This is a genomic window from Longitalea arenae (assembly GCF_016924755.1).
In the GTDB taxonomy this organism is placed as follows: domain Bacteria; phylum Bacteroidota; class Bacteroidia; order Chitinophagales; family Chitinophagaceae; genus Niastella; species Niastella arenae.
This window is the reverse complement of sequence record NZ_JAFFJX010000003.1, coordinates 75,151-100,312: the sequence shown is the minus strand read 5'-3', so window position 1 is coordinate 100,312 and position 25,162 is coordinate 75,151. Positions and strand designations below refer to the sequence as shown.

24 protein-coding genes, 1 pseudogene and 1 riboswitch are annotated in these 25,162 nt (G+C 46.6%); of the genes and pseudogenes, 17 read left to right on the top strand and 8 right to left on the bottom strand.

Going from position 1 to position 25,162, the window contains the following annotated elements; all coding sequences use genetic code 11:
- Positions 1-41 precede the first annotated feature (41 nt).
- Positions 42-1,376, top strand: coding sequence for a glycoside hydrolase family 28 protein (locus JT717_RS09235; RefSeq protein ID WP_205509936.1), 1,335 nt, complete (start codon positions 42-44; stop codon positions 1,374-1,376).
- A gap of 3 nt (positions 1,377-1,379) precedes the next feature.
- Here JT717_RS09235 and JT717_RS09230 read toward each other — a convergent pair whose 3' ends face one another.
- The 5 genes from JT717_RS09230 to JT717_RS09210 form a co-directional block, all read right to left on the bottom strand.
- Positions 1,380-4,130 carry a carboxypeptidase-like regulatory domain-containing protein gene (locus tag JT717_RS09230; RefSeq protein ID WP_205509935.1) on the bottom strand — a complete coding sequence of 917 codons (2,751 nt, stop codon included), beginning with the start codon at positions 4,128-4,130 and terminating at the stop codon, positions 1,380-1,382.
- Between the two features lie 79 nt (positions 4,131-4,209).
- The gene (locus JT717_RS09225; protein ID WP_205509934.1) at positions 4,210-4,698 is read right to left on the bottom strand and encodes a hypothetical protein; all 489 of its coding nucleotides are present in this window, start codon (positions 4,696-4,698) and stop codon (positions 4,210-4,212) included.
- Between the two features lie 287 nt (positions 4,699-4,985).
- The gene (locus JT717_RS09220) at positions 4,986-5,333 is read right to left on the bottom strand and encodes a hypothetical protein (protein ID WP_205509933.1); all 348 of its coding nucleotides are present in this window, start codon (positions 5,331-5,333) and stop codon (positions 4,986-4,988) included.
- A gap of 92 nt (positions 5,334-5,425) precedes the next feature.
- Entirely contained in the window at positions 5,426-5,932 is a 507-nt protein-coding gene (locus JT717_RS09215) for a hypothetical protein (protein WP_205509932.1), read from the bottom strand.
- Between the two features lie 2 nt (positions 5,933-5,934).
- Positions 5,935-6,429, bottom strand: a complete 495-nt coding sequence (locus JT717_RS09210; RefSeq protein WP_205509931.1) for a hypothetical protein — start codon at positions 6,427-6,429, stop codon at positions 5,935-5,937.
- A gap of 64 nt (positions 6,430-6,493) precedes the next feature.
- Between JT717_RS09210 and JT717_RS09205 the strand changes: the two genes are divergently transcribed.
- Positions 6,494-7,297: a hypothetical protein gene (locus JT717_RS09205; RefSeq protein ID WP_205509930.1), complete on the top strand. Its 804-nt coding sequence runs from the start codon at positions 6,494-6,496 to the stop codon at positions 7,295-7,297.
- Positions 7,298-7,363: 66 nt separating this feature from the next.
- Here the strand turns inward: JT717_RS09205 and JT717_RS09200 are convergent, their stop codons facing one another.
- Both JT717_RS09200 and JT717_RS09195 read right to left on the bottom strand, forming a co-directional pair.
- Positions 7,364-8,521, bottom strand: coding sequence for a geranylgeranyl reductase family protein (locus JT717_RS09200; protein ID WP_205509929.1), 1,158 nt, complete (start codon positions 8,519-8,521; stop codon positions 7,364-7,366).
- A 33-nt stretch (positions 8,522-8,554) separates the two neighbouring features.
- Positions 8,555-8,944, bottom strand: a complete 390-nt coding sequence (locus JT717_RS09195; protein ID WP_205509928.1) for a DoxX family protein — start codon at positions 8,942-8,944, stop codon at positions 8,555-8,557.
- A 98-nt stretch (positions 8,945-9,042) separates the two neighbouring features.
- Between JT717_RS09195 and JT717_RS09190 the strand changes: the two genes are divergently transcribed.
- The 15 genes and pseudogenes from JT717_RS09190 to JT717_RS09115 all read left to right on the top strand — a co-directional run bounded on the left by JT717_RS09190 (position 9,043) and on the right by JT717_RS09115 (position 23,959).
- Entirely contained in the window at positions 9,043-10,233 is a 1,191-nt protein-coding gene (locus JT717_RS09190; RefSeq protein WP_205509927.1) for a winged helix-turn-helix domain-containing protein, read from the top strand.
- Positions 10,234-10,388: 155 nt separating this feature from the next.
- Entirely contained in the window at positions 10,389-10,730 is a 342-nt protein-coding gene (locus tag JT717_RS09185; protein WP_205509926.1) for a hypothetical protein, read from the top strand.
- 106 nt (positions 10,731-10,836) lie between these two features.
- Positions 10,837-10,903: riboswitch (Fluoride riboswitch) on the top strand.
- Positions 10,904-10,942: 39 nt separating this feature from the next.
- Positions 10,943-12,286: a voltage-gated chloride channel family protein gene (locus JT717_RS09180; RefSeq protein WP_205509925.1), complete on the top strand. Its 1,344-nt coding sequence runs from the start codon at positions 10,943-10,945 to the stop codon at positions 12,284-12,286.
- A 516-nt stretch (positions 12,287-12,802) separates the two neighbouring features.
- Complete coding sequence (locus tag JT717_RS09175; protein ID WP_205509924.1) at positions 12,803-12,985, top strand: hypothetical protein; 183 nt, start codon at positions 12,803-12,805, stop codon at positions 12,983-12,985.
- A gap of 122 nt (positions 12,986-13,107) precedes the next feature.
- Positions 13,108-13,437, top strand: a complete 330-nt coding sequence (locus JT717_RS09170; protein ID WP_205509923.1) for an ArsR/SmtB family transcription factor — start codon at positions 13,108-13,110, stop codon at positions 13,435-13,437.
- A gap of 54 nt (positions 13,438-13,491) precedes the next feature.
- Positions 13,492-14,337 carry an arsenite methyltransferase gene (locus tag JT717_RS09165; RefSeq protein ID WP_205509922.1) on the top strand — a complete coding sequence of 282 codons (846 nt, stop codon included), beginning with the start codon at positions 13,492-13,494 and terminating at the stop codon, positions 14,335-14,337.
- 11 nt (positions 14,338-14,348) lie between these two features.
- Entirely contained in the window at positions 14,349-14,801 is a 453-nt protein-coding gene (gene arsN2, locus JT717_RS09160) for an arsenic resistance N-acetyltransferase ArsN2 (RefSeq protein ID WP_205509921.1), read from the top strand.
- Between the two features lie 26 nt (positions 14,802-14,827).
- Entirely contained in the window at positions 14,828-15,907 is a 1,080-nt protein-coding gene (gene arsB, locus JT717_RS09155) for an ACR3 family arsenite efflux transporter (RefSeq protein WP_205509920.1), read from the top strand.
- Positions 15,908-15,968: 61 nt separating this feature from the next.
- Positions 15,969-16,742: a metallophosphoesterase family protein gene (locus JT717_RS09150; protein ID WP_205509919.1), complete on the top strand. Its 774-nt coding sequence runs from the start codon at positions 15,969-15,971 to the stop codon at positions 16,740-16,742.
- Between the two features lie 95 nt (positions 16,743-16,837).
- Positions 16,838-17,461, top strand: a complete 624-nt coding sequence (locus JT717_RS09145; protein ID WP_205509918.1) for a class I SAM-dependent methyltransferase — start codon at positions 16,838-16,840, stop codon at positions 17,459-17,461.
- Positions 17,462-17,718: 257 nt separating this feature from the next.
- Positions 17,719-19,511: pseudogene (locus JT717_RS28965) on the top strand (SpvB/TcaC N-terminal domain-containing protein).
- A gap of 11 nt (positions 19,512-19,522) precedes the next feature.
- Positions 19,523-20,416 carry a toxin TcdB middle/N-terminal domain-containing protein gene (locus JT717_RS09130; protein ID WP_205509916.1) on the top strand — a complete coding sequence of 298 codons (894 nt, stop codon included), beginning with the start codon at positions 19,523-19,525 and terminating at the stop codon, positions 20,414-20,416.
- Positions 20,417-20,499: 83 nt separating this feature from the next.
- Positions 20,500-21,813 carry a toxin TcdB middle/C-terminal domain-containing protein gene (locus JT717_RS09125; RefSeq protein ID WP_369411696.1) on the top strand — a complete coding sequence of 438 codons (1,314 nt, stop codon included), beginning with the start codon at positions 20,500-20,502 and terminating at the stop codon, positions 21,811-21,813.
- Complete coding sequence (locus JT717_RS09120; RefSeq protein ID WP_205510337.1) at positions 21,747-22,772, top strand: RHS repeat domain-containing protein; 1,026 nt, start codon at positions 21,747-21,749, stop codon at positions 22,770-22,772. Before JT717_RS09125 ends, JT717_RS09120 begins: the two co-directional genes overlap by 67 nt.
- Positions 22,773-22,792: 20 nt before the next feature.
- Positions 22,793-23,959 (top strand): RHS repeat-associated core domain-containing protein, encoded by a 1,167-nt coding sequence (locus JT717_RS09115; RefSeq protein WP_205509914.1) that lies wholly within the window; start codon positions 22,793-22,795, stop codon positions 23,957-23,959.
- Positions 23,960-24,099: 140 nt separating this feature from the next.
- On the opposite strand, the gene JT717_RS09110 is transcribed toward JT717_RS09115, so the two are convergent.
- Positions 24,100-25,113, bottom strand: coding sequence for a LacI family DNA-binding transcriptional regulator (locus tag JT717_RS09110; protein ID WP_205509913.1), 1,014 nt, complete (start codon positions 25,111-25,113; stop codon positions 24,100-24,102).
- Positions 25,114-25,162: the final 49 nt, after the last annotated feature.

Below are 25,162 nucleotides of genomic sequence, written 5' to 3'. Positions count from 1 at the left end.
ACCGGGACGGTTCTTTGGGGGGCTTGCTGTTAAATTTGGCTATGAACAAATTACTCTTGCTTTCCATAATTGGCATGTTTGCCCTGGCGGAAGGGAATGCGCATACCACGCCTTCCCGGCAGCCATTTGAAAAAACAATATTACTCAGCAGGGACCAGCGTTATAATATTGCCGAAAGGGGCGCTGTGGGCGACGGCAAAACCCTGAATACAAAAGTTATTCAGGCGGTCATAGAGGAATGCGCAAAAAATGGTGGCGGTACCCTCGTGGTGCCGAAAGGCATTTTTCTCAGCGGCGCCATATTTCTGAAAGCCGGTGTTAACCTGGAGTTCGAGGCGGGCGCTGTGCTCAAAGGCTCCACAGATATCAATGATTATCCAAAAATAAATACCCGCATCGAAGGCCACTTTGAACCATGGCGTGCAGCCCTGATCAATGCAGACGGGGCAGATCATCTGCGGATCAGCGGCGCCGGTACCATTGACGGCAGCGGCGAGCCCTTCTGGAAAGAATTTTATAAGCGCCGCAATGCTGATCCCAAAACAACCAATTTAAATGTAGAACGCCCCAGGCTCGCTTTTATTCAAAACTCAAAAGATGTGCAGATCAGCGGCATCCACTTTTTGAATTCAGGTTTCTGGAACCTGCATATTTACCGCTGTGAGCAGGTGATTATTGAATATTGCCGTTTTCAGGCCCCATCCGGTCCCAAACCCTATCATCATGCGCCGAGCTCCGACGGTATCGATGTAGACAGTTCGCACGAGATAGCCATCCGCCATTGCTTTTTTTCGGTAGGTGATGATTGTATTGCATTGAAAGGCTCCAAAGGACCATTTGCGGGTGAGGATAAGGATAGTCCACCCGTAGAGAACGTTACTATCAGTGATTGTATCTTTGAGGCAGGCGGCGGCATCGTGACATTCGGCAGTGAAGCAACCATTGTTCGCCATGTAACTGTTAAACGTTGCATTACCCTGGGCCCAACGGTATTGAGATTGAAGCTCCGTCCGGATACCCCGCAGCAGTATGAAGATGTGAACATAAGCGATATCACGCTGACCAATGGCGGGGTGATTTTCAAGGTCTCGCCCTGGACCCAGTATTTCGATCTGAAAGGGCAGGCGCCGCCAAAAGCGTTGGTGCGGAATATTAAGATCTCGAATGTACGCGGAACAGCAGCTTCTTTTGGCGAGATCACCGGTCATGAGCAGGCAAACATCCAAAATATTGTGGTCACTGACGTAGATGTGCAGTTGAAAAGCACTGATTTTAAAGTAGGCCATGTGCAGGACCTGCATTTTAAGAATGTAAAGGTGAATGGAAAGAAGATGGCTGATCCCGTTCCGGATCAGACCGTTTCAAAGAAAAGGTAAAGATCATTCCCGCCGCACATTCATTACTCTTTTTTTCTGCCTGATCTCAAATTGCAGGTGCAGGCGCTGGTTATTCACCAGGTCGGCCGTTTTACTGGCGCCTGCCACCCGGAAATTGTCATCAAAGACCGCCTGGTTAATACTGATGATATATTGACCGGCCGGCAGGTTGAATGCATATTCACCATTGCTGTTGGTAAGGGTATTGTACACTGTGCCATCGGCAGCGGTGGCAATGATGCGGATGCCATCCAGCAGCATGGTAAGGGAACTTTGTTCATCGCGCAGCAGCGCCAGCTTACCGGTTATTACATGGCTGGGGGTAAAAGGGAAGAAATACAGTTTTTGATCTTTAGCCGGTCTGAATACCTGTCTGAAACCCTGCCTGGGCATCCAGCCATCGAAACCGGCGATCTGGCTGAAATCAATAATGAATTCTTTATCGTCGGCATTGGTAAAGTATATTTCTCCTTTGCTATTCGTTTGCAAGAGCTCGTTATTTACAAGCACCCGCGCATTTTTTACCCAAACCTCGTTCTCATCTGGCCAGTGGTTATTGTTTTTATCGAGGTATAGAACGATCCGGAAGGAACGGGCCGTTTCATTTTTGATCACCGGCAGTTGCAGTCTTTTGCGGATGGTGAGGTTCAGGAGCGGCGCTTCTTTTCGCGATAGATTCAGCTGGGTGGTGACTGCTACATCGATGCCTGTTTTGGGCGCTGTGTATTGAATATTGTTGTACAGCAAAAAGAAAGAGACGCCGCTTTGTTCTTCGTTGAGGTAATTCGCCTGCAGGCGGCAAAAGAGATTTTTTTTCGTCCAAGGCAGTTCCAGGAATGGCGAAACCTGCAGCCGCTTATAAGCTACCGGTGATTGCAGGTATTCTTTTATTTCATAATAGTAATAGGGGCCTTTATCATAGCGTAACTGGATCCCGTAACGGCCATTCTGCAAATTCATAAAATTGGTAAAGCTGTTAAAACCTGGCAGCGATGAAGCAGGTATGTTTACCCGGCCTGCATTCGAAAAGGCCGAAAACCACCAGCGGTCGCCTAACTGCCAGTTAAGATTAGCCGCTATTTTATACGTGGTCGATGCCAGACCGGTTATGCTGTCCTGTACCTGCTTTAAGATACCGGGCGATAAAACCAGGGTAAACTGTTTGTGTTGCCAGCCGAACCGGAGGCCGTACTCGCGATTATTGACATTGAAGAGGTAGTTTATCAGGGAATCGCCGGTATTGTTATAAGCTCTTTTGTTGATCTCGAAGTAAGGGCCTGTGAAAAAATGATCTATCAATACCCGCGCTTCATGTAACTGGTAGTGCGCTCCTTTATTGAAGCCGGGGAAATTTTCCGAGTAGCGGCTGATGGTAGAACTGATCTGGTAATGTTTTTTCTGCCTTTCAAAATGGTATCCTGCCTGCCATGCAGCCAGGGAGGTGTCGAGCTTTGACCGGGATAGCTTTTCGAACCCGCTTCCGCCTTCGATAGAAAGCCGGGTGTCCTTGTCGATCGTCCATTGCAGTTTATTCAGCAGCAGGGAGCTCGTCTGCTCTTTTTCCGCGTCGCGCTGTACAAATGCATTGGCAAACCAGCTGACTCCCTTCATTACGGGATGGCTGCCCTTTACATTATATTGCTGCGTATTGCCTGTACGGCTTTGTACACCCATTACTTCGATCGATTTATTGTGCATGCCGGTATATTGCAGGCGAAGGCCGGTACCATCGACCAGGAAATTATTAAAGTCGATGATGCTGCCGCCGGTAATACGCCAGGGGCCATGTACATATTCCACCGTGGCTCTTTGCGTATTGGCTACGGAATGTGGCGAGTAATTGTTGGTTTGCAGCAAGAGGTTCAGCTGTTGATCATTTTTAAGCTTCAGGTTACCGCGAAGATTCAAAAAGGCAAATGGCTGATCACTGGCGAGGTTCTGCATATTCAATTCCAGTGTCAGCGGCATTTTTTTATAGCTGTCATTTTCCCCGCTATACATAAAGCCCAGCCGGTTGATCTGCTGATTAAGCATTTTCGTTTCGCCCTGGCTGTTCTTTATGAATATGGTTATTTCTTCTTTTTTCAATTGTTGCAGATCCCGCGGCGATAATAAAACCTGCGCTGTTATAGTACGGGCTTCGCCGGGTTGTAACGAGACGGTATAATTTTTTTTGGCAAGGTTCAGTGAAAGGTCGGTGCGGAAATCGAAGCTATAGGTGTCGGGACTGTTTCCTGTATTTTCCAGGTAAATATTAAAAGCAAGCTGTTTGTCCGTTTCCATGAATGCAAGGACCGGTTGCTTCAGCAGGGCTTTCCATTTGACCTGTGCTTTAGGCCTGATGTAAAACCGGGTATGTATGACCTGGTTCAATTCGCGGATGCGCATTTCAACCTGGAAAGGAACCCAGATCAAAGCAGCTGATTTACTGGCGAGGGTAAAACGGATGGGGATCAGCTGATTTTCATGCTGCCGCAATTCAGTTTCTATAATATCACTTGTGATGAGGCTTGCTATTTCAGGCGATCTCAGGATCAGTTGAACATGCAGTGACCGGTTGCCACTGTTCTGGATGCTTAGATTATTGAATGCATAATTATTTTCTTCTACCCCTACCGAATCGTTGAGGAAATGAAAACGAAGTATTTCCGGCAGACCATTGCCTGGCTGGGCCACTACCACATGTTTGCCTGTGGACAAAAAAGCCAGGAGCAACAGGGTGCGGGTAAACCAGTATCTGGAAACTGTTTTCACTGTGGTGGATTTTATATCGGGCAAAGGAAGAAAAACCGTGTCACGGTATGAACCGTGGCACGGTTTAGCGCTTGAAGCATTATTGCTGTGTAGCGGTATATATAACTGAGAGGGTGTAGGTACCAGCATCGTAGCTAAAACCCGGGTTCGCATTATAATCAACACTGAAGCTGCTAACACCTCTGTCGCCGCTGGTCAGCGATTGTGCACTGGTTGACAAAGCGCCGAAGGAAGAGCCGCCATTCAGGCGAACGCCTAAAACAGATGAAGGCATGGCAGGAGAGGGGGCGGCGGGCCCATTAAAATTAGCACTGGCAGAACCGACGGTAACAGCCCAGGGGCGATTTGATTTCACCTGCAGGCTGGATGCATTTAAATTGGTAAGTCCGTTTTGGTAGTCACCCGTATTGGTAAAAGTAAAGTCGGTGCCGGTCGCAGCAGTAAAAGCGATGTCAATGGAGTTCTGAAGGTTCAGCGTAACAGTCTGGCTGGCTTGGGCCGAAGATTGAGCGTTGGCAGCAATGATAGTTGCAAAAAGGGCAGCGGTGATCAATGTCATCTTTTTCATGTCGTTCGTTTTTTTGTTAGTTAAAGAGGTTTTTTAAATTGTTTACGGGTAGATAATGCCAATCGCCGTGCCATTTCGGCAAGCGCTTGAAAACCAGTTACTACCTGTTTGGCATGCTCGAAAAAGATTCCATAAGCTGGAAATTATTTCCGAAAAACAAAACAGGGTGCATATGTTTTAAAGCAGCTATTGGTATCAGTAAGCAATTATGTACTGTAGTAGGTGCAAATAAAAACCCGGGAGTAGTTAACTAAACCCGGGTCTGGCAGAGGTAGTATTTATGTGAATTACAAAGATGAGATCGTATACAGTACTGTGCGATTTTTAACAGGCTCAGCTGGCTTCCTGGCGGAATTATTGGCGGCATCCGGTTTGTTATCGGCAACAACCGTTTCAATGACCTGCTTATCTATAAATACGTTCTTATTGGCAGCAAGATCAAGCTCTTCCTTAAGCTGTTGCTGGCTGAGCTTATCATTGCCCTTGCCCTTATCCTTTTTTATTTTAGGCAAATGCACCGGACCCGCTGGCATCAGGTGTAAAGTAATTGTTTGTTGCGCCTTTTTCGTGGGTTGTTGCGCGTTGGTCAAAAATTGACCAAAAACAAGAAATGGTAATAAAATAAGCTTTTTCACCGAAAAAAATATTTACAGTTATTAAGTTCGGTATTAAGAACAGCAATTGCAAGCCTGGCTGCTGCCAAAAGGAGACCGGTAAATACAAATGCTTATTGCACACTAAGGGTGTAAACAATAGAAAGTGTATAAATGCCGGGGCCGTAATTATAACCGGGACTGGCCATAAGATCCATATTAAAGGAGTTACCGGGTGTGCTGGTATTGCCCCGGTTGCCCGTTGCCAGTACCTGGGCGTTGGCCGATAAGGGTTTGAAAGGCGACTGGCCGCTTTTTACCACAGCGATGACGGATGCTGGCATATTGGGGGAAGCATGTGTGCCGCTGGCCGCAAAATCAGGTGTGGCGGCTGACACCGACAGGGTCCAGGGCTGGTTGCTTTTTACATCAAAACTATTGAAGTTGCTGATGGCGTAGCCGCCGGAATACTGAGCATTCGTAAAATTTATGGTTGGCGAAGCATTGTTCGTAACCGATAAAGCCATCACAGATTGAATACCTACTGCACTCGTGATGGTTCCATTGAAAGAAAACTGCCCCATACCCTTTATTGAAACAAGGCATAGCAAGAGTGTTATATAAGCACCTGTGTTTTTCATATCTATGGTTGTGTCATGGTAAATAAAATGGTGAAGTTGTAATTGCCCGGTGCGTAACTATACCCAACAGGGGCCAATAGCAGGTCATAATTGAAGGTAATATTGTTCTTAGTGGATGTGATCTGTTGTAGTAACTGGTCGGTAGTGCTTAAGGTGATGGTGTTTAGATTGGCGGTCACCGGCGGATTGGTGGTATTTAAACGCAGCGCCAGCATGGAAGCCGGGAAAGGAGTGCCTGTACTGCTGGTGGACGACGATACCCTTGCGCGGATGCTGAAGTTGGCACTGTTCCTCGAATTGACTGCAATTTGAAAGGCGTTCGCTCTCGTTTGCTGCGTTTCGATCGAAGCCACTGAGTTTAAAATAAAGCCGGTATTGAGGGCAGTAAGGGTGATGTTGTTCTGGCTGTTCTGCGCATGGACAGCGCTTGTACAAAATAGCAACATGAGGATGTTACGGGCAAGCAGGCGGTTCGTTCTTATTCCTGTATAGCACATACGATACAAGATTTTAATGAATAGCAATTTATTTTATTTTTTGGATCAATCAAAAACAAAAACCATGAGAAGTCAAATGTGTACTTTGTTAGCATTGATTTTTGTATCATTGCATGGATCTGCGCAAAAGATAGGGATCCAGCCATCCATTCTTGAATTTCATAGTACCCCCGGGATTACGGAGTCGCAGGTGATCAGGATCACCAATATGTCAGATACCAAAGTTGGTTTTCAGGCTTACCTGGCCGATTGGTTACGCGATTCAAGCGGCGGGCATATATATTACAGACCGGATACCCTCAACCGCTCCTGCGCCTCCTGGATCTCTACCGATAAGAATTTTATAGAAGTAGCGCCCGGTAAAAGTGAAGACCTGCTGGTTCGCTTACAGGCGCCGGCCAATGCAGAACTATTCAATAAAATGCGATGGGCCATGTTGTTCCTGCAAAGCGCCGAAGAGCAGGACAGCACCAGCCGTACAAATAAACAGTTCAATACCAAAATAAAGGAGCTGTTAAGGGTAGGGGTTCATATTTATCAAACGCCTCCAACGGTTACGCACACCAGTGCAAAGGCTGTGAGCCTTAAACCGGTGGTGGGCGATGCCCATGCCTATGATTTTTATATGGTGAATACCGGGGAAACCATGCTGCAATGTAAAGCGCATCTGGCGCTGACCCATATTGAAACCGGTAAGGAGTATAAGCTGGATAAAGTGGAATTCCCCGTTTTTCCGGAAGGCAAAAGGACCGTCCGGCTGACAATTCCTGCCACGGTGCCGAAAGGCAAATATTCTGCGTTGGCCATATTGGATATCGGTGAAGATGCCGCGCTGGAAGCCATTGAACGTACGATAGAAGTGCAGTAAGGGAAGCGCTGTATTTCTTCGCCTTTCCGGATCAATGGAATGGTGCACGGGCAGCCCTGGGCGCGTTCACTTCATAAACTTTTTAATGATCCTGTACTGGCCGGCAATAAATGCCATCTCGAAGAGGAAGGGCAAACGGGCCATTGTTTTCAGTACACTTGTTTTCCGGCGCATGTCTGCGCCCACCTTTTCATAAAGGAGCGTGGCGTAATTCATCAGAAAGGCCGCACTGAAGTTGTCGGCCGTAAAACATTGTATCACCTGGTGCGCCGCCAGTTTGCCGCTGAGAACGGCATTGCCAATGCCATCGCCGCTTACCGGATCAATGAGTGAAGCCGCATCGCCCGCCAATAGAAAATGATCGCCGACCATCTTTACCCAATGCGAGCCCATGGGAAGGCCGCAGCCTTGTAAACTTCCCATCAACCGGGCGCCTTTGAATTTTTCCTGTAAGCGCGGTGAGCGCTCAATAAAGTCATAGAAGGCGTTTTTGACGTTGATCTTTTTTCGTACGACCGTTTCAGACAAAATGCCCATACCGGCATTTACCAGACCCCCTTTAATGGGGAATACCCAGAAATAACCGGGCAAATATTTGCTGTCGAAATACACCTCCGTGCAGGTATCGCTCATGCCTGTTACACCACTGTAATACGCGCGAACGCCAGCCACATGATGTTTTCTATCCAGCTGGCGGGCGGCGAGTTTTTTAGCAGTGATCCCATTGATGCCGTCGGCCCCAACCAGCAGGGTGCATTCATAGCGGATGTTCTTGTCTTTTGTAAACACAGTATATCCGCTCTTTGATCGTATCACATCAATTACTGTAGTACCTTCCAGGGTTTGTATGGCTGGATCATTTTTGATGGCCGCAAACAGGAAATTATCGAAAGATGCGCGGGTAGCAGTATACGCTTCGAGGTTCCAGCTGAAATCGATTTTTTTATTCTTGTAATAACAGACTGTTCTTTTGGTAGGCAGCTTTTCGGTAAAAGCAGAAAGCCTGGCGGCAAATGCGGGATCTATTTCATGCAGGATTTTAATGGCCCGGCCGGGAATAGCATCGCCGCAGACTTTATCGCGCGGGAACTGATGTTTATCTATAAGCGCAATGCGTAGCCCCGAATGGGCAAGCGCCATCGCGCAGGCGCAGCCGGCGGGGCCGGCGCCAATGATAATTACATCATAATGAGTATTGTCAACAGGGTTTGCTACAGGGTGCATGGAGTAGGGAATGGGGTGATATTATGGCTTTTCCTAAGGCTTGAAGCCCGCTTTCATTTTTCTCTTCCAGAAGTAATATGACAGGATGCCCGGTACAAACCATACCAGCATAAAAGACATCATGGGATCAAAGCCTTTGGCCACCGCAATACTGGCATATACAGCGCCCAGGAGATCGAAGAACAAACCGGCATAAGCCCATTCTTTAATTGTCTTTAGTCCGGGAATTAAAATAACAATGGAGCCGATCAGTTTGGCATAACCGGTGAAGGGAATAAAATATACGGGGAACCCAAGATAATGATGGATCAGGTTTTTTGCGTCCTGGTTTACCAGTATGCTGCCATAGGCAGAGAAGATCATGAGCGCGGCAAATAGGATGGTGAACACCCAGTAAAGAATGTTGATGGTTTTCGGTTTCATAATCGTTAGTATGGTTTTAGTTGGTGCTGTAACGAATATAAGCAAAAGCGTAGAAATCGGGCATTTGACCGGAAATGGATTATCTTTACGCCATACGTATGAAGCCACTTATCCTCACCCCGCAAGAAGCCAGAAAGATCATTCTTCATGCTGCCGGATTATCAAAACGGTCGCCTTTTGGTAAAGGCCGCGAAGCAGTGTATAAACTCATCGACCATCTTGGTTTTATTCAGTTAGATGCCAATTATGTGGTAGAGCGGGCGCATCATCATGCCATCTTCAGCAGGGTGCCCGACTATAAGCCGGAATGGCTGGAAGAACTGGAAGCCGATGGCAGGATCTTCGAATTCTTCACCTTTGTGGCCGGATACATGCCTATGTACGATTATCGTTTTTCCCTGCCGGTGAAGAAAGGTTTTTTGGCAAGAAGAAAAACGTTGACACAAGCTGAGATCAATCTGATGCGTAAGGTGCTCGACAGGGTGGAGCGGGAGGGACCGCTGATGGTAAGGGATTTTGATAATGATCGCGAGGTGGCAAGTTCGGGTTGGTGGGACTGGCGCCCGTCGAAGATGGCGCTCGAGCGCCTGTATCTCGACGGAAGCCTGATGATCACCCGGAAAGATTTTCAGAAAGTATATGACCTGCCTCTTAATCTGATACCAGATGATATTGATACCACCATGCCAACGCCTGAGGAGTTTGCCAGGCATGTTATCCGGCGCTCATTACAATCGCTCGGCATTGCATATGCCAAAGAGATCGTATGGCGCGCGCGTTATGTAAAAGATCATGTAATTAAACAGGAGCTGGCAGAGCTGGTAAAGGAAGGTGAAATTTGCCAGGTAACGGTTGAGGGACTTAAAAGTCCGCTCTATATGTCGCCCAGGTATAAGAGCAAAAAGATTGAATTGAGCGGGGAGGCATATGTTCTATCGCCCTTTGACATTCTCAATGTATTCAGGCACCGGTTAAAGGATTTTTTCAATTTCGATTACCAGATAGAGTGTTTTGTACCGGAGCCGAAGCGGAAATACGGTTATTTTTCTCTGCCGGTGCTGGTGGGTGATACATTTGTCGCCCGCATGGATGCCAAGGCCGATCGAAAACAAAGGAGCCTGACCATTCACAATCTACATTTCGAATCAGTGAAGCTAACCAAACCCATGCTTGGCAGGATCAGCGATGCCATTAAAGCCTATGCCGCATTTAATCATTGCCAGCAGGTGATCGTTAAGAAAACGAATAATAAACAGTATAGTAAAGCTATCATGGATGGGCTTACATAAAACAGGCTGTCCGGCAACCGGTACAAGGTGAATGTTTGCAGCAAAACAAAACCGGGTGTCATAGCGGAAGTGCGCTATTACGCATTGCAGTAGAATAGCATTTACAGGCAAACCTGGGGAATAATTATTGCTGATATTTTATAAATACAGCGAATATGAGACGTTTGCTTTTGATGGTTGCTGTTTGTGCATCTTCCTTTTTGTTTGCCGGTTGCGATAAAGATGACGATGATGATTTCGAAGGCGTTGTAATTTATCCTTTCGCTGATCTCGGAATACCCTATGGCCATCTGCCGCCACCGGGGGCATGTAAGATCTGGATCCCTGGTCTTCCGCCCGGTCAACAGGGGCCGCCACAGTCTTGTGAATCAGCCATGTTCAATGCGCCTTTAGGTGCCTGGGTCATCTCCCGTACGGAGAACTGGTATCAGGTGAATGTATTAAGCCATCATCAGCCCCGGGCGGTCGTAGAAGTACATTATTATGCATTACCATAAGCCCGGAAATTCTCCGTTATCCCCAGGCCCGATCAGCAGGTATTGTAAGTTGTATGGTTGCAGCTACGATAGATACCTGAATTCTTTTCAGTAAAAAAGCTATCTTTGGGTTCAAGGAAATGGTGTCTTCCTACTTAACCGTTCTTCATAGAACTGATGGCGCCTACAAATTTGACAATGGCCCCTGCAAAGGCCTATAAACTATTTGTAGGATGATTAAAAAGATCAAAACCAGCTTTGAACAGATTTCCATCGCCAAATACCTGCTCAGGTGGACTTTTTTGACAGCTCCCGTTGCTTTTATTGTTGGCTCATTGGTAGCACTTTTTTTATGGCTGCTCGACAAGGTAACCGAATTGAGATGGCATCACGGATGGCTTTTGTATGGCCTGCCGCTGGCCGGCGTGTTGATCTATTGGGCCTATACATACCTGGGCAAAAAAGCGGAAGCAGGTAATAACCTGATCATGGATGAAATTCATGAACCGGGCGGCGGTGTGCCTGCACGAATGACGCCACTGGTTTTATGCACCACAATCATCACGCACCTGTTTGGCGGCTCTGCGGGGCGCGAAGGTACTGCTGTGCAAATGGGCGGCAGTATCGCAAGCCTGGTGGGCCGCTGGTTAAAACTAAACAGGGAGGATACACGCATTTTACTTACCTGCGGTATTGCTGCAGGTTTTGGGGCTGTCTTCGGAACACCGGTTACCGGTGCTGTTTTTGCCCTGGAAGTGCTGGCCGCGGGCCGTATTCACTACACTGCGCTGCTGCCCTGTTTTATAGCGAGCGTGCTGGCCGACCTTACCTGTACTGCTTATGGCATTCATCATACAGTGTATCATATTTCAGTTGTCAGAACGTTCAATCCTGTTTTTTCATTCCTGCATCTCGATGTCCTCTTGTTAGCAAAAGTGATCATTGCCGGCATTTGTTTTGGCCTCGTGGCTTACCTGTTTGCGGAATTGTCGCATTCAATCCGGCAGTACATTAACCGGCTCATCAGGATCAAATGGATGATCCCTGTAGTGGGAGGGATAGTCATTATCTTATTGACCCTTCTTTTGCAGACAAGAGATTACCTGGGGTTAGGAGTGGTTAATCCCAATGCATATGGCGTTTCTATTCTTTCCTCATTTAAAGAAGGCGGCGCAGGGTACCTGAGTTGGTTTTGGAAAATCATTTTTACTGCCATCACCTTAGGTATGGGTTTTAAAGGAGGAGAAGTAACCCCGCTGTTTTTTATTGGCGCTGCATTGGGCAACACCATCGCAGTATTTACCGGGGCACCGGTTGAACTGATGGCCGCATTGGGTTTTATAGCCGTTTTTGCCGGAGCAACCAACACGCCTGTTGCCTGTACCATCATGGGAGTTGAATTGTTTGGCGGTCATTACGTACTGTATTATGCGATCGCCTGTTTTACCGCCTATTATTTTAGCGGTCATTCCGGCATTTATCTTTCCCAAAGGTTTGGTCATGCCAAAGGGAATAACGATCAGCTTACTGATCAAACGCTTAAGCAAATAAGAGAGAGGCGTAGCAATAGGTTGTAAGTTCAACGCAGGAATAAATTCAGGGTCGCCGGGAAACCGCGTATTTACATAAGCGGTTATGCAACCCGTATTATTTTGGGTATATTAGTGTTAAGAATTTTCTTTCTGAAGTTTAAAACGTATATATTAACCCTTTGCTTATTGGTATACCTTGTAGAGCTGGCGGCGCTCCCGGTGTACTGTAAGCCTTCCGTTAAAGCTGAAATTACCTGCACACGCGAAACGAAAACTTCATGCTGCCGGAAAAAAGCGGAAAGCCCCTGCGCTGACAGCTCAAAAACGAACGAAGGCAATACTGCCAATTGTTGTATCAGTAACTGTCCGCTTTGTTATGTAACCACCTTAAGTGCGGTTACAATAATTTCTAGCTCTGCTCATTTTATAAAAAGAACATTTCCCGATCATCAGTCTTCTTATATTTTCACGTATTATCCTTCTACCTGGAAGCCACCAAATGGTTGCTGATACATATCTGCCAGCATTCCAATTATTATTATTTCATTTTAAAAACACAATATGAAAAAGTTATTTCTATTGGCTACTATTGCCATGTTAATGGGCAGCTCAGTAGCTTTTGCCAACGACGGTGGAAAGGATAAAGCCAAAAAAGACAAAAGCCGGACAGAAAAAAAATGTCCGAAACCATGTCCTGAGCCTTGTGCGCCCTGTTGCGATAAAAGCAAATGTCAAAAAAGTTAGATCAGGCATTTGAGCGTATAACAAAGGGTGGGTCTCGTATAAAGGGGCTCACCCTTTCCTTAAAAAAGTCTTTCAAAATAAAATTTTGCGGACTCGAATTTAATCGTAATATTGCGATAGATATGGGACTCACGAAAACGGCGATATTTACCGATAAGCAGAACAAGCTGGCGCAAATGATGAAGGCCCTGGCACATCCGGCGCGTATAGCGATCATTCAGCATTTAATAAAAACACAGGCCTGTGTTTGCGGTGACCTGGTTGACGAATTGGGGCTTGCCCAGGCAACCATATCACAACATTTAAAAGAATTAAAGACTGCCGGATTGATCCAGGGAACGATCGAAGGTACCAGCGTTTGCTATTGCATTGATCCAAAAGTATGGAAGCAATACAAAGAAGCATTTGATAGCTTCTTTATTGCTTACAAAAATAAGGACGGCTGCTGCTAAATTTTTTTGACCCCATTAATCGCAATATTGCAATAAAACAATAAAACTTGTCAAATGGATACCCAGGAACAAATAAAAGAAGTGGTAAAGCAGAAATATTCAGAAATTGCTTTACAAAATAAAGAAACCAATCAAAGTTCCTGCTGCGGTTCCGGCTGTTGCAGCACGGAGGTTTATAATATTATGTCTGACGATTACAGCCAACTGGAAGGTTATAATCCTGATGCTGATCTTGGGCTGGGTTGCGGCCTGCCCACCCAATTTGCGAAGATCAAAAAAGGGGATCTTGTCATTGACCTGGGAAGCGGCGCCGGTAACGATGCCTTCATTGCCCGGCATGAGACCGGCGAAACCGGAAAAGTGATCGGGATTGATTTTACCCCTGCCATGATCGAGCGGGCCAGAAAGAACGCTGAGGTAAGAGGATTTAATAATGTTGAGTTCCGGCAGGGTGATATAGAACGAATGCCGGTCACTGCTAACGTAGCCGATGTAATTGTAAGTAACTGCGTGCTTAACCTGGTGCCTAATAAAGACGGTGTTATGAAAGAGATCTTCCGGGTATTGAAACCGGGCGGCCATTTCTCCATTTCTGATATCGTATTGGAGGGAGAGTTGCCAAGGGAAATAAAGGAGGCCGCCGAAATGTATGCCGGTTGTGTTTCGGGAGCTATTCAAAAGCAGGTCTACCTGGAACTGATAGCATCGAACGGGTTTGAGAACATCACCATACAGAAAGACAAGCCCATCACTATACCTGATGATATACTATCGCAATACCTGGCGCCGGAACAGTTGGCCGCATTTAAACAATCGGGCATCGGGATCAGAAGTATTACGGTATATGCTGAAAAACCTTTGGAAAAGAGATCCTGTTGCGGCCCTGATTGCTGTAATTAATCAATTGCAATATGCAAACAGATAATCAAACGAATATTGTAAAAGCAAGCGATAACCACCGGCCATTGGTTATCGCTTTGCTTCAGGCAGAAAAGCTGCCTGTGGAAAATCTGCCCACCTCGCTGGATAATTTCTTTGTTGCCCGGCATAATAACAAGGTTGTAGGAGCAATAGGCTTGGAATTGTATGGAGATTATGCTTTGTTACGGTCCATGGTAGTAAGTACTGCATACCGGAATAATAATATCGCCTCCCGGCTGGTGGAACAGGTGGAAGCCTATGGCAGGTCATTAGGTATTACCAGTATCTACCTGCTTACAGAAACTGCGCCCGGATACTTTGAGAAAAAAGGATATCAAAAAATAAACCGCGATGAAGTACCTGCTGCTGTGCAGCTTTCTTCGGAATTCGGCCATGTATGCCCGGTCAGCGCCATAGTTATGAAAAAGAATGTAAACCCATAATCTCATTCAAAATTAGAAAGCTATTTATGTCTGCAAATAATTGTGCGCCGGCTTTTGAAAGAAAACGGTTAGATTTTTTAGACCGGTACTTAACGGTATGGATCTTTTTAGCAATGGGTGCGGGAGTAGGTATAGGATATTTTTTTCCTTCCTCATCAAAATTAATTAATTCCTTTTCGTCGGGTACTACAAATATTCCCCTGGCAATTGGGTTAATTCTCATGATGTATCCGCCATTCGCCAAAGTGAGGTATGAAAAACTTAAAGATGTATTTAAAAATACCAGGGTCCTTGGAGCTTCCCTGTTATTAAACTGGGTAATTGGTCCGATTCTGATGTTTTTGCTGGCGATTTTATTTCTGCATGGCTATCCGGAATATATGGTGGGCTTGATCCTCATCGGTCTTGCCCGTTGTATTGCGATGGTGATTGTATGGAACGAACTGGCACAAGGAAGCAGGGAATATGCGGCCGGATTGGTTGCGCTCAATAGTATATTTCAGGTACTTCTCTACAGCGTTTACGCCTATGTTTTTGTCACCGTACTTCCGCCTTTATTTGGCATTTCCGGTTCGGAAGTAAAGATAACTATTGGTGAAATTGCCGAAAGTGTTGCCATTTATTTAGGTATACCATTCGCTGCTGGCTTCTTAACCCGGTTATTGCTGGTTAAAACAATGGGCGAAGAATGGTATCAAAACAGATTTATACCTGTAATCTCGCCCATAACCTTAATCGCATTACTATTCACAATTGTTGTAATGTTCAGCTTAAAGGGCAAGTTAATTGTACAAATACCCTTTGATGTAATAAGGATTGCCATCCCGCTTCTGATCTACTTTGCCATCATGTTCCTTGTTAGCTTTTTAATTGGCAGGAAAATGGGCGCAGATTATGCTACCAACGCATCTTTTGCTTTTACGGCAGCCGGTAACAATTTCGAGCTGGCCATTGCGGTTGCCATCGGTGTATTTGGGATAAATAGCGGACAAGCATTTGCCGGTGTCATTGGCCCATTGGTAGAAGTGCCGGCGCTGATCGCATTGGTGAATGTTGCCTTCTGGTTACGGGATAAATATTACTCATATCAAATGATCAGGAATTAGATCAGCCTTACAATAAAGATGCAGACAATCATCCTCGGATTAATAAAATAAAGTATCAAAAATGAGAATTGCCCTGTTTTCCGATATTCACGCAAACTTACCGGCCTTAGAAGCTTTTTTTGCTGATGTTGATAAGCGCCAGCCCGACGCCCTGTATTGCCTGGGCGATTTGGTGGGTTATAATATCTGGCCCAATGAAGTGATCAACGAAATTCGTAGAAGGAAGATTCCAACTATTGCCGGTAACTATGATTTTGGCATAGGCAGATCAATTGATGACTGCGGCTGTGCCTACAAAACCGATCAGGAAAAAGCTAATGGCGCAATCTCCATTTCCCTGACCAATGAATTGGTGAACGCTGAGGAAAGAAAATACTTAAGGTCACTGCCGGCACATATCAGACTGGAATTTCAGTTAAACAATGATACCTTAAATCTCTTGCTCGTGCATGGTAGTCCGCGAAAGATCAATGAATACTTATTTGAAGACCGTGATGAAAAAAGCATGCTGCGCATTATGGAAGACGCAGATGCCGACATATTGTGTTTTGGCCATACGCATAAGCCATATCATCGTATCTTAAATGCAGGCGCCGCCCATGAACCGCGCTACCGGCATGCCATTAATATTGGATCTGTTGGTAAACCTAAAGATGCCAATCCGCAGGGAGGATATGTGATGATAACCATCAACGAAAATGCAAGTGTTTTGGATAAAGAAAGCATACAGGTAGCGTTCATCCGCTTTAATTATGACGTTGAAAAAGCAGCGAAAGCAGTAGAAGATAGCCGCTTGCCGAACGCTTACGCTGAAAGTTTGCGAAAAGGGATCTAGGCTTCAATACCGGCTAACGCAACAGTAAGGAGCTATTCCATAAGCACCAAGGCATTCCCGAATGTTTTTTAATTACCTTATATAACTATGAAACTATGAGTGGCGAAACAAAAGATCATTGGGAAAATGTTTACCTGCATAAGCAACCGAACGAAGTTAGCTGGACGCAGCATGTACCGCAGCCCTCACTTGACTTCATTCACAGCTTCCAGCTGCCTAAGTCCGCTTCGATCATCGATGTTGGCGCAGGTGATAGTAAACTGGTCGACTTCTTACTCGATGATGGCTTTGAAAATATTACGCTATTGGATATTTCTGCACAGGCGCTTGAAAAAGTGAGAAAGCGGCTTGGCGACAGGGCAGAGCGGGTGAAGTTTATCGTTGCAGATATAACGGAATTTGCACCGGCTGAGAAATACGATGTTTGGCACGATCGGGCCACCTTTCACTTTTTGACCACCGCTGCCCAGGTTCAACAATATGTCTCCATTGCGAAGCAGTGGGTGAACGAATATTTGATCGTAGGTACATTTTCTGAAAAAGGACCCAGGAGTTGCAGCGGGCTTAACATAAAACAATATAGTAAGGAGGAATTACAACATGTAATGTCGGGTGGGTTTAATAAAATCCGTTGTATCGAGCAGGAGCATCTAACACCTTTTAACACCCGGCAGCATTTTGTTTTTTGTGGATTTAAAAAGATGCTACCGCAGTTCTAATTCAAGTAAACGAAACGTGTTGCATATACGGTATCAAGGTGCCAAAAGATCACCTGTTTGTGGTATTGCCTGGTCCTGTTTTTAATACTACCTTTCTTCTTTCAATGATCAACATTGCAGTTGCTGCACTTCTTACAATCACCTGACCCTGTACCCTGAGAAATAGTAAAGCGGGTAATTTTTAATGCTTCTTATTGAATACTAACAGGCCCTGAATGTCGGGGTGGGTTACTCTTTGTGTTTAAACTAACTGACTTATGCGTGCTGCTTCTACTGATGAACGTGAAAATAATGATCATTCCCCGCTGGCGGGCAGGGATAATAGCGCCTTTATCAATAGCGCAAAAAGACAGACCGGTAAAAGCAGATCGAACCTGATCGAGACGCCCACGATCACCCTGCCGAAAGGAGGTGGGGCCATTAAAAGTATCGACGAAAAGTTTTCCGTGAATATGGCTACCGGTACGGCTTCCTGGTCTTTTCCGCTTCCCTTCTCACCCGGGCGGAACGAGTTTACACCGTCTCTCTTTTTAAACTATAATTCATGTAACGGTAACGGCGTTTTTGGCACAGGCTGGTCGGTTGAACCACCATGCATACAGCGCAAGACAGAAAAGAAACTGCCCGAATACAAAGACAGTGAAGAGTCAGATACTTTCATAATGGAAGGCGCCGAAGACCTTGTACCGGAATTGACCGGCAATACAGCCACCCGGCATATTGTAACGGTAAACGGCAAAACCATTACCCGCTACCGGCCAAGGATAGAAAGCCATTTCAGCCGCATCGAAAAAATAAATGAAGGCGGCAATATCTACTGGAAGGTGACGACGAAAGAAAATGTGGTGTCGATATTTGGTAAGTCAGATAATGCAAAATTGTTCAGTCCGGCCCCTGGGGAAGAAAACAAAATATTTAAATGGTGCCTGGAGTGCAGCTATGATAACAAAGGGAATTTTACCCATACACTTATAAAAAAGAAAATGCGGAGAATGTAGCCGTCTCATCATTTGAGAAGAACAGGTTGCAGTCGATAGCGCCATTCACGAATATTTATCTGAAAAATATTAAGTATGGCAATACCACGCCTTTTTATGAAGGCGATCCGATACCTGCCGGATATTTATTTCAGCTGGTATTCGATTATGGCGAGCATGACAAAGAAAGGCCTTTGCCAGCTGCTGCCGTGATCGGTGGAGAAGAAGTGAAATGGCCTGTACGCAAAGATGCTTTTTCCGATTACCGCGCCGGCTTCGAGATCAGGACCTACCGGCTTTGCCGACGGCTCCTGATGTTCCACGATTTCGAAGCGGAACTGGGCCTGAAAGATTACCTGGTGCGTTCCTGGGATTGTAACTATGATGAGCAGGATCATCTCACTTACCTGGATAGTATTGTTCAAACGGGGTATATCTGGAATAGCGACGGTAGTCTGCGATCCAAAAGATCATTGCCGCCTTTACAGTTCACTTACCATAAACCGGTGTTCTCCCGGGAAGTGCATGAGATTGCACCGGAGCAACTGGAGCATGCTCCTATCGGAATCGACAACCTGAAATACCAGTTCACTGATCTGTACAATGAAGGCATTTCCGGCATCCTGACCGAACAGGCTGCGGGTTGGTTCTATAAAGAAAATAATGGCAATGGCCAGTTCAGTCCGGCAAAACCCGTGAGCCAGAAACCTGCGATAACCGGCCTGGGCAGTGGCAGCCTGTCCATTGAAGACCTGGAAGCCAATGGCAAAAAATACCTGGTGAGCAGGGCCCCGGAGCTCTACGGTTATTTTGAACTGTCGCCGGAAGAATGGGCGCCATTTATGCCATTTACGAATAAGCTGAACATAGATCTGAAAGATCCCAATCTGAAGCAGCTCGATCTCGATGGCGATGGTATTGCCGATATCCTGATCTCCCAGGAACACCAGTTCCTCTGGTACAGGGCAAGCGGCCGGGGCGGTCATGACGATTACCGGCTGGCGGCAAAAACGTATGATGAAGAAAAAGGACCTGCCATTGTCTTTGCGGAAAAAGACCAGCAAATGCTATAGCCATTGCCGATATGAACGGGGATGGACTGGCAGATATTGTTGTGATCACCTGTAATAGTGTTTGCTATTATCCTAACCTGGGTTACGGGCGTTTTGGCGCGAAAGTGACTATGTCGCTGAACGGTTGTTTTGACGCGATCACTGATTTTAACCCGGCCTTTCTGCAATTGGCCGATATCGATGGCTCGGGAACGACGGATCTTGTTTATATGGGAGCAGGCCGGATACAGGTATGGTTCAACCAGAGTGGTAACCGGTTCAGCGATCCATTGGAGATCTTTAATTCCTTTCCGCCAATAGATAATGAATCGAAGATCTCATTTATTGACCTCTTGGGAAATGGCACCAGTTGCCTGGTATGGTCCTCACCGCTGCCCGGCCACAGCCATGCGCCTTTGCGGTATATAGATATTACGGGCGGCCGAAAACCCCATCTGCTCATTGGCTTTAAAAATAACCTGGGTAAGGAAATAACGCTTGAATACCGGTCATCTACCCATTATTACCTGGAAGATAAAAAGAAAGGTAAACAATGGATCACCCGCCTGCCTTTCCCCGTGCACTGTGTGAGTAAAGTGATCACCGTTGATAAAGTGTCACAAACCCGCTTCACAAAAGAATACAGCTATCATCATGGCTATTACGATGCCATTGAAAGGGAATACCGGGGATTTGCCATGGTGGAAGAACGCGACAGTGAAGCCTATGATCATTTTGTACAGGAGGTTCAGGCCGGTGGTATGCTCAATACCGTCGAAAAACAATTATTCCAGCCGGCAGTTACTACGCGTTCATGGTTCCATACCGGCGCTTTTGCCGGGCGGAAAAAATTCTTTCATGCGCTTGCAGACGAATACTATCCTAATGCGCTGGTAAAAGCAGGCATTATCAGCGATCCGCTGTAATAGCCACCTTACAGCAATATATACTTGCCGGAGAGGCGTTTGAAGCGGAACTGGATACGGATGAACTCATAGAAGCCTGCCGCGTGTTAAAGGGATCGCCCATGCGCGTGGAAGTATATAGTGATGAAGGAAGTGATGAAGAACAACTGCATCCGTACAGTGTTACCCAATACAATTACGATGTGCAATGTATCCAGCGAAGGTTTAATGAAAAATATGCGGTCTTCCTCAGCCGGGAATCGGAGAACCTGACTTTTCAGTACGAGCGCGATCCGTTGAACCCGCGTATCATACATACGATCAATACCGAGATCGATGAATACGGGAATGTTAAACAGGCGGCTTCGATCGTTTATGGAAGGAAGCAGGCCGATATTGCTTTGCCCACCCAGGCCGACAAAGATGTGCAGTTAAAACAGCACGTAACCTATAGCACCCATCTTTTCACCCAAAAAATTGATACGCCGGAGGCCTATCGCCTGCCGGTAAACTGGCATTCGGTCACCTGGGAACTGAATATCGCTGCCCCAGCCGGCACTTTCTTTACGAAGGCAACGATCCTGGAAAAATTCGCCAGTGCCGGCGTAAAACAATATGAGGAAGATATAGCGCTGAATGAAAAAAGAAAGATAGAACATACCGCCACCTTATTCCTGCGGGATGATCTTTCGGGGCCGGAAGATGCGGGAGAAACAGGTGCTTTGGGATTGGTATACGAAAACTATGTATTGGCCTTCACCCCGGGTTTGGTAAACGCTATATATGGTAACTGGGTAACGGTGAACGAGCTGCGCAATAAGGCCAGCTATGTTGAATTCGGCGGCGATGGCAATTACTGGATCGGCTCGGGAAAAATTCACTTCCATCCTGACCTGAGCGCTACCCCTTTTGTAAAAACGATCCACCCGGCCGCCGCGGCCGATCTTTTATTTGCCAAAAACAATTTCTATCAGCCGGTAGTATATGAAGACAATTCCGGCCATCTTACCAAACTGTTTTATGACCCGTACCGCTATGCCGTTCTGCGCAGGATCGATGCCGTGGACAATGACATTCGTGTAGATGCTTTTCATTACCGCACCTGCCTTCCTTACCGCCTGCGTGATGAGAATGATAATAGGAGCGGGGTGCGCTACGACGAACTGGGTTTGGTGACGGGTACATTTTCCATGGCTAAGGAAAATGAATTCCAGGGCGACTGGATGGAACCGGCAACGATGGAGTCATCGCTGAATGACCGGCCCGGCGCTACAGATATGGCGAAAAACCTGCCGATGCGAAAACGAAGAACCTGCGGGGCAAACTTTTCCGCCATTTTGATACCGGTGGCTTGCTCGTATATGAACAATTCGATTTTAAAGGGAATGAACTGCGCAGGACCAGGCAATTGCCGGTGAATTGCAAGGGCATGCCCGATTGGCAAAGCGACCCGGTGGAGCCGGAAGCCTTTGCCTATGAAACCGCTTTTGATGCCTTGAACCGGCCTGTATTATTCAAATACCCCGATGCCAGCATTCTTACCCCCTTGTATAATGAAGCAGGATTGCTGAACAAGCTCCAGGTGAAGATCAAAGGCGCCGGTACCGCCACCCACTTTATCACAAATATGGATTACAATGCAAAAGGCCAGCGTGAGAAAATTGAATACGGGAACAATAGCGGAAATACAGTAACCACTACCCTCTATAAGTATGAAGCGGAAACTGACCGGTTGATACAGCTGCTTACTACAAAGAACAGCGACAATACGGTATTGCAGGACCTGAACTATACCTATGACCCCGGGGGCAATATCACCAGCCAGTTTAATAATGCGCAAAAAACGGTCTTTTACGGCGGCCAGAAAATAGCTGCCGAAAACAATTATATCTACGATGCTTTGTACCAGCTGGTAGAAGCGAATGGACGCGAACATATCGGCCAGCAAGGGCTTGGTAGCCAGGATAACTGGAATGACAGCTGGTGCCGCATTTCCCTGCAGCCGGCATCGCCTGTGCAGTTGCGCAACTACACGCAGAAATATGCCTATGACGAAGCAGGCAATATCCTCGAGATGCGGCATATCGCCGGTGTGGCCAGTTATACCCGTAACTATTACTACAATGTTTTCAACAACCAGTTAATAAGAACAGCCACCGGGGGCCAGGATTATAACTATGTTTATAATGAACATGGCAGCATACGCACCATGCCGCATTTGCAACCGGGAACCGAAATCGGCTGGAATGCGAGAGAAGAGATGCAGCATATTGAACTGGGTGGGGGCGGGCAGGCCTGGTACAATACGATGGTACGGGTCAGCGCATCCGCAAAACGGTTGAGAAAGGGCAGCGCCGCGAAGATCGGATCTACCTGAATGGCCTGGAGATCTTCCGCGTGTATGATATCAACACCAATAACAAAGAGCTGGAGCGGGAAACCCTGCACATTACCGATGACAAACGGCGCATTGCAATGGTTGATACCCGTACCGCCGGCAATGATGGTTCGCCGCAGCAGTTAATAAGATTTCAATATAACGATCACCTTCAGTCGGCCTGCCTGGAACTGGATGAGCTGGGAAATATTATTTCCTATGAAGAATACCATCCCTTTGGCACCACGGCTTACCAGGCTACCGATGCATCGCGCCAGGTGCCGGCCAAACGATACCGCTATACCGGCATGGAAAGGGATGAAGAAAGCGGCTTTAATTATCACCAGGCAAGATATTATGTGCCGTGGCTGGCCTGCTGGCTCTCAGCAGACCCCATAGGCATTGGTGATGGAATAAATATGTATGCATATCTGGGCATCAACCCCATCGGCTACCGGGATCCTGAAGGCACCCAAACGGAACCAAAGAAAAAAAAGGCCCCTCCTAGGGCAGAGAAGAAAACCGGGTCGGCCAAAAAGAAGGCGGATACTAAACCGAAAAAAACCGCTCAAAAACCTGCTGGTAACGGAAAAATAGCCATTGTTATTCACAACGAAAAAAAACCGGTATCGCAGAATGAATACAACCAGAATATAGAGGCGGCGAAAAAAGCCGGTTACACGATCATTAAGGTAAAAAACGGTAAAGAGTTGCTGGATAAACTAACCAAAGTAGGGGAGATCAAAAAACTCACTATCCTTCACCATGGCGTGCCTACCGGGTTAGGCGGTGAAGATCCCAACTCGGGTATCTATGTAGGTGAGAACAGGGCCGGTAAGGATGGAAATGCGCCGGTTGGCAAGGGCGGCACCACCGTGGCCGAGTTAAAAGAGAAAGTAGACAAGGGGCAGATCAAATTTTCAAAGGATGCTACCATCATTTTAGGCGGGTGCAGATCTGCCGACGATGAAAAACTGAAAGAAACGGAAACCTTCGCGGCCGAGGTGGCTAAGGCAACGGGTAAGGAAGTTACCGCCGCCAGGGGAAGAACCAGTTTTCACGGCCTGGGCGATGGTACTACGCCTAAGCGCTATAGTGAGAAAGGCTGGGTTAAAATAACACCCGATGCCAAGGGCGGGGTTAAAGTGGAAAAATTATCCGGCCACACCCACAATGTTGCGCCATAATGAGAATCAGTACTGTGAAAAGCGAAAATATCACAACTAAAATTATCTGGGGAAAATAGTTCAACCCTTAAAATTCCCAACTCCAGAGTCTGTAGATGAAAATTTGCAGGCTCTTTTTTTTGAGCGCCATGCAGCGCATACTAGCTCGATTTGCGAATGATCAGTTCCGTTTTCAGCACGCGGATGATCGATTTCCATTCCGAGATATCCCGGTTGATCTGATCGATCAGCAGGCGGGCGGCGGTACTGCCGATCTCCTTCACCGGTTGCGATACGGTGGTCAACGGCGGATCGATCAGTTCAGACACATAATCATTGCTGAAACCCACCACCGCGATATCCTCCGGTACGCGCAATCCTTTTTTGCGAATGATGCGCAGCGCTTCAATGGCGGTGGGATCATTGATGGCGAAAATGGCATCGGGCGGATTGTCGAGCTGCAGCAAATGGTTCACATAGATTTTTACTTTGGTGAGCGTAAGATCATAGGGAATGATGAGCTCCTCATCGACGGGGATCTCGTATTTTTTGAGGGCGTCGCGATATCCCCGCAATCGTTTCACACTGATGGGCAGCGAGTCGGGGCCGGCAAGATGCGCGATCCGCTTTTTGTTTCTTTTGATCAGGTGCTCCACGGCGCGGAAAGCGCCTTCATAATCATCTACCACTACTTTCGGCACGCTCATGTCTTCACAAACCCGGTTGAAGAACACGATGGGAATGCCTTTACGTTCAAATACTTTCAGGTGATCGAAATTTCTGGTTTCCTTGGTAAGGGAAACCAGCACGCCATCAACCTGGTTGGCCAGCATGAGTTTGGTATTGGCCACTTCGGTTTCATAATGCTCGTTACTATGGCAAATGATCGTGTTATAACCTTCCTGGGCGGCGATTTCCTGTGCGCCAATGATCACCTGCGGGAAATAGGAGCTCATGAATTCGGGCACAATAATGCCGATGGTATTGCTTTTTTTATTGAGCAGACTGATGGAAAGCATATTGCGCTGGTAGTCCATCTTCTCGGCCAGTTCCATCACGGCCTTGCGCGTTTTTTCGCTTACGCTGGGATGTCCGGTGAGTACGCGGGAAACCGTTGATTTGGATAGATTCAATTGCTGCGCAATGTCTACAATCGTTACCTGGTGACGCTTCATATGGTTGATTACGAAAATTGGTACAGGCAAAGAAAACAAATTAAAGTTA

Bases quoted from the DNA above. Each gene is read 5' to 3' on its own strand.
- JT717_RS09235 (WP_205509936.1), top strand. From the start codon at position 42: ATGAACAAATTACTCTTGCTTTCCATAATTGGCATGTTTGCCCTGGCG.
- JT717_RS09225 (WP_205509934.1), bottom strand. From the start codon at position 4,698: ATGAAAAAGATGACATTGATCACCGCTGCCCTTTTTGCAACTATCATT.
- JT717_RS09215 (WP_205509932.1), bottom strand. From the start codon at position 5,932: ATGAAAAACACAGGTGCTTATATAACACTCTTGCTATGCCTTGTTTCA.
- JT717_RS09210 (WP_205509931.1), bottom strand. From the start codon at position 6,429: ATGTGCTATACAGGAATAAGAACGAACCGCCTGCTTGCCCGTAACATC.
- JT717_RS09205 (WP_205509930.1), top strand. From the start codon at position 6,494: ATGAGAAGTCAAATGTGTACTTTGTTAGCATTGATTTTTGTATCATTG.
- JT717_RS09200 (WP_205509929.1), bottom strand. From the start codon at position 8,521: ATGCACCCTGTAGCAAACCCTGTTGACAATACTCATTATGATGTAATT.
- JT717_RS09195 (WP_205509928.1), bottom strand. From the start codon at position 8,944: ATGAAACCGAAAACCATCAACATTCTTTACTGGGTGTTCACCATCCTA.
- JT717_RS09190 (WP_205509927.1), top strand. From the start codon at position 9,043: ATGAAGCCACTTATCCTCACCCCGCAAGAAGCCAGAAAGATCATTCTT.
- JT717_RS09185 (WP_205509926.1), top strand. From the start codon at position 10,389: ATGAGACGTTTGCTTTTGATGGTTGCTGTTTGTGCATCTTCCTTTTTG.
- JT717_RS09180 (WP_205509925.1), top strand. From the start codon at position 10,943: ATGATTAAAAAGATCAAAACCAGCTTTGAACAGATTTCCATCGCCAAA.
- JT717_RS09175 (WP_205509924.1), top strand. From the start codon at position 12,803: ATGAAAAAGTTATTTCTATTGGCTACTATTGCCATGTTAATGGGCAGC.
- JT717_RS09170 (WP_205509923.1), top strand. From the start codon at position 13,108: ATGGGACTCACGAAAACGGCGATATTTACCGATAAGCAGAACAAGCTG.
- JT717_RS09165 (WP_205509922.1), top strand. From the start codon at position 13,492: ATGGATACCCAGGAACAAATAAAAGAAGTGGTAAAGCAGAAATATTCA.
- arsN2 (WP_205509921.1), top strand. From the start codon at position 14,349: ATGCAAACAGATAATCAAACGAATATTGTAAAAGCAAGCGATAACCAC.
- arsB (WP_205509920.1), top strand. From the start codon at position 14,828: ATGTCTGCAAATAATTGTGCGCCGGCTTTTGAAAGAAAACGGTTAGAT.
- JT717_RS09150 (WP_205509919.1), top strand. From the start codon at position 15,969: ATGAGAATTGCCCTGTTTTCCGATATTCACGCAAACTTACCGGCCTTA.
- JT717_RS09145 (WP_205509918.1), top strand. From the start codon at position 16,838: ATGAGTGGCGAAACAAAAGATCATTGGGAAAATGTTTACCTGCATAAG.
- JT717_RS09130 (WP_205509916.1), top strand. From the start codon at position 19,523: ATGAACGGGGATGGACTGGCAGATATTGTTGTGATCACCTGTAATAGT.
- JT717_RS09110 (WP_205509913.1), bottom strand. From the start codon at position 25,113: ATGAAGCGTCACCAGGTAACGATTGTAGACATTGCGCAGCAATTGAAT.